The organism is Flavobacterium sp. UBA4854 (genome assembly GCF_002399805.1).
Lineage (GTDB): Bacteria > Bacteroidota > Bacteroidia > Flavobacteriales > Flavobacteriaceae > Flavobacterium > Flavobacterium ginsengisoli.
Genome location: NZ_DHEI01000077.1, coordinates 16,684 through 19,945, shown reverse-complemented (window position 1 = coordinate 19,945; position 3,262 = coordinate 16,684). Strand labels below are relative to the sequence as shown.

The window sequence follows — 3,262 nt, the reverse complement described above, 5'->3', positions numbered from 1 at the left end:
GTTTCAAGTTTATTGCAACTCTCCAACAAACGTCACTACAGATCTTGCAGGAATTTCTAGATTTCCATTTTTCTGAACTTCGGCTCTTTTTAGATTTGATGTATCAGAAGTTACGTAAGGTGTGAACTCGTTATTTTTTAAAGTTCCTTTTGATAAATCAAATTTGTATTCTTGCGCCGATTTTCCGCAGTTTACTGCTACTACAATCAGTTTTTTGCTTTGAATATCTTTGTAAGCCGTTAGCATTACATCATTTGCTTTATCTAATTCGTTTTGGTTTGGAATATCGACTCTCAACATACCTGGACGAACAAAAAGCGAATAATTTCCTAAGGCCCAAAGCAGTTTTGAATCGTGAAATTCTCCATCCTTTTTTACATAATCTGGAGCAGTTCCGCCGTTACTTTTTCCATCGTCTAAATAAATTAAACCATCCTTGTAATCTACTCTTGTTATTGATGTCCACCATTGCCAAGAAGCTGCGTTGGCAACCGCAATATCATTATGAATTAAACGAGCAACGAACAAAGCGGTCTGCATTCCTAAATCTCTTCCGCCGCCAGAACCGCCAGGGATTTCAGCTTCTCCTGGGTTTTCTAAAATACAGTATTCCGATTGCCAGTATTTTAATCCCGGTTTTTGCTTGACTTCTTTAGCAATTAATTTTCGGCTTAAAACCTGTCTTTCAACTGGCCATGTTGTAAAATAACTGTGCCCGAGAATTACATTTTTTACGTTTGAAAACTTAGTCACGTTCGTTTTGGTATTTCCAAAGAAATAATCGATTTGATTGTCACGGTTTTCTAAATTTACATTTTCATACAAATAATCGATTTGAGCGGCCTCTGCAATTACAATCTCAGTACTCATTTTTTTAGCTTTCAATTTTTCTGAAAGTGATTTGGTCAAATCATATATTTCCTGATTGGTTGCTGGTGTTCCTTCCTGACTATTTGTATCTCCGTGTTTTGGCATCCATTCCCATTGCGGTTCATTAATCGGACTAACATAATCGAATTTGATTCCTTCTTTTTTCTCCAATCCTTGAATACTTTGAACTAAGAAATCGGCAAATTTTGGAATTGCACCATCTTTTAGATTCAGTTTATTCTTTTGAGAGGCAAAAGATAATCCGTTGTTAGTCATATAAACTGGAGGACTATTAGTAAAAATAAGAAACTTTTCTACTCCACGTTTTTTAGCCGCCTGCAAAAACCATCTTTGTCCTTCTTGTTTTGAGAAATCATAAGTCCCGTCAGCATTTAGAAAACATTCGCTTCTTCTCCATTCGTCAGAAACTTTACTGTTTTCTCCTTGTTCTGTACTTCCTGCCCCAAGATTAAATCGCCAGATCGAAAGTCCGATTCCTTTTGGATTTCCTTGTGCATCTATTTCTTTACTAAAAAGCAAATCTGCAATGGCATTTTTTTTCTGTTCGGGCCAATTTTTACCCACAAACTGTGTTCTCCAAGCATCAGAGCCTCCAAAACCATCCATGGTTTGCACTACATTATCTGTGCTAATAGTAACCGTTCGCTGTGCAAATGACATTGAAGTTGTTACCAATAAAAGCGAGATATATATTTTTCTCATTTAATTATTATTTTTCGTGTTGACGTAATTTTTGTTATCGTCTTTTGCCATTTCGCCGAAAGAGAAATCATCGTAAATAAATCAACCAAGCCCTCATTACTTTGTCGAGTTACTTGTGGAGATCCCTCCTCCGTCGGGATGACAAGTTTGTGGTTAATAACTTTGTCAAAGTTTAAAACTTTGACAAAGTTTGCACACAATACTACTTATCTTTCAAAACTTAGAATCTTAGACCCTTAGCAACTTATTTATATGTTCCAACATAAGTTACTACTGATCTGGCTGGAATTTCAAGGCCAGAAATATCAACCGCTGTTCCTTTTTTCAAGCTCATTGTTTCAGAAGTAATATAAGGGGTTAATTTGTTGTCTGTTACTGTTCCGCCTGCAAGATTCAATTTATAAGCTTTTGCTGATTTACTGATGTTTACCGCAACAATTACCAATTTTTTATTTGTAGCATCTTTATAAGCTGTAAGCATTACATCATTTAATGCTGTCGAATTATCGATGCTTGGAATCTGAACTCTCACCATTCCTGGTTTTACGAAAAAAGAAAAGTTTCCTAAAGCCCAAAGTGTTTTTGAATCTCTGATGTAACCGTCATTTTTACAGTAATCTGCATTTCCTGCTCCGTTACTTGCTCCATCATCAACATGAATTAAACCATCTTTGTAATCGCCACGGCTAATTGCTGTCCACCATTGCCAAGACGTTACACCTCCAACGGCAATATCAGTACTAATAATACGAGCTGTCCAAAGTGCCAATGACATTCCTAAATCTCTTCCTGAACCAGCTCCGCCTGGAAGTTCTGCAGTTCCCGGACTTTCTAAAACGCAATATTCAGATGACCAAAGACTAACTCCACCAACAGACTGAATTTTCGCAGCGGCGGCTTGTCTTGATGAAATCATTTCACTTAATGGCCATGCTTGCCAATAACTGTGTCCAGAAATTGTCTTTTTTACGTTACTTAAACTGCCAATGTTTTTAGTAGAATTGGTTGCAAAAAAGTAATCAATCTGATTGGATCTGCTTTCTTTTCCTGAAACAGTCTTGTATAATGGTTCGTAAGCTCCTGCTTCTCCAACTACAATTTTAGCTTCTAGTCCTTTCGCTTGTAATTTTGGAGAAAGGATATTAACAAAACTGTAAATATTGGCATTTGTCGCCGGAGAACCTTCCTGCCCGCTTCCATCCCATTCGTATTGCGGTTCATTAAACGGACTCACATAGTCTATTGTTAAACCGTGTTCTGTTTTTAGCTTATCTAAAGATGTTGTCCAAAAATCCGCCAAATCGGGCATTTTACCATCTTTTAAATTGTAAAATTCTTTGATTGTAGCATGTGCTTTTCCGTTTTGAGTTAAATAAACTGGAGCACTGTTGGCAAAAGCTAAAAGCTTGTCTACGCCACGTTCTCTTGCGGCTTTCATAAACCAAACCTGACCCGCTTGTTTTGTCATATTATACGAAACTCCGTCTGTAGTAAAACATTCCGATCTTCTCCATTCATCGGTAATATCACTTGCTTCGCCTTGTTCTGCACTTCCTGCTCCAAGATTGAAACGCCATAATGATAAACCGATTCCTTTTGGATTTCCGTCTGCATCTACACCTTGACTGAATAATAAATCTGCTATTTTATTCTTTTTATCAGTAGGCCA

2 protein-coding genes are annotated in these 3,262 nt (G+C 37.1%); both read right to left on the bottom strand.

Annotation, left to right across the window (positions count from 1 at the left end):
- Positions 1 to 9: 9 nt before the first annotated feature.
- Complete coding sequence (locus tag B3J44_RS10770) at positions 10 to 1,593, bottom strand: glycoside hydrolase (protein WP_286968442.1); 1,584 nt, start codon at positions 1,591 to 1,593, stop codon at positions 10 to 12.
- Positions 1,594 to 1,837: 244 nt separating this feature from the next.
- Positions 1,838 to 3,262, bottom strand: a 1,425-nt coding sequence (locus B3J44_RS10765) for a glycoside hydrolase (RefSeq protein ID WP_286968440.1), incomplete at its 5' end; no start/stop codon positions are given.

Bases quoted from the DNA above. Each gene is read 5' to 3' on its own strand.
- B3J44_RS10770 (WP_286968442.1), bottom strand. From the start codon at position 1,593: ATGAGAAAAATATATATCTCGCTTTTATTGGTAACAACTTCAATGTCA.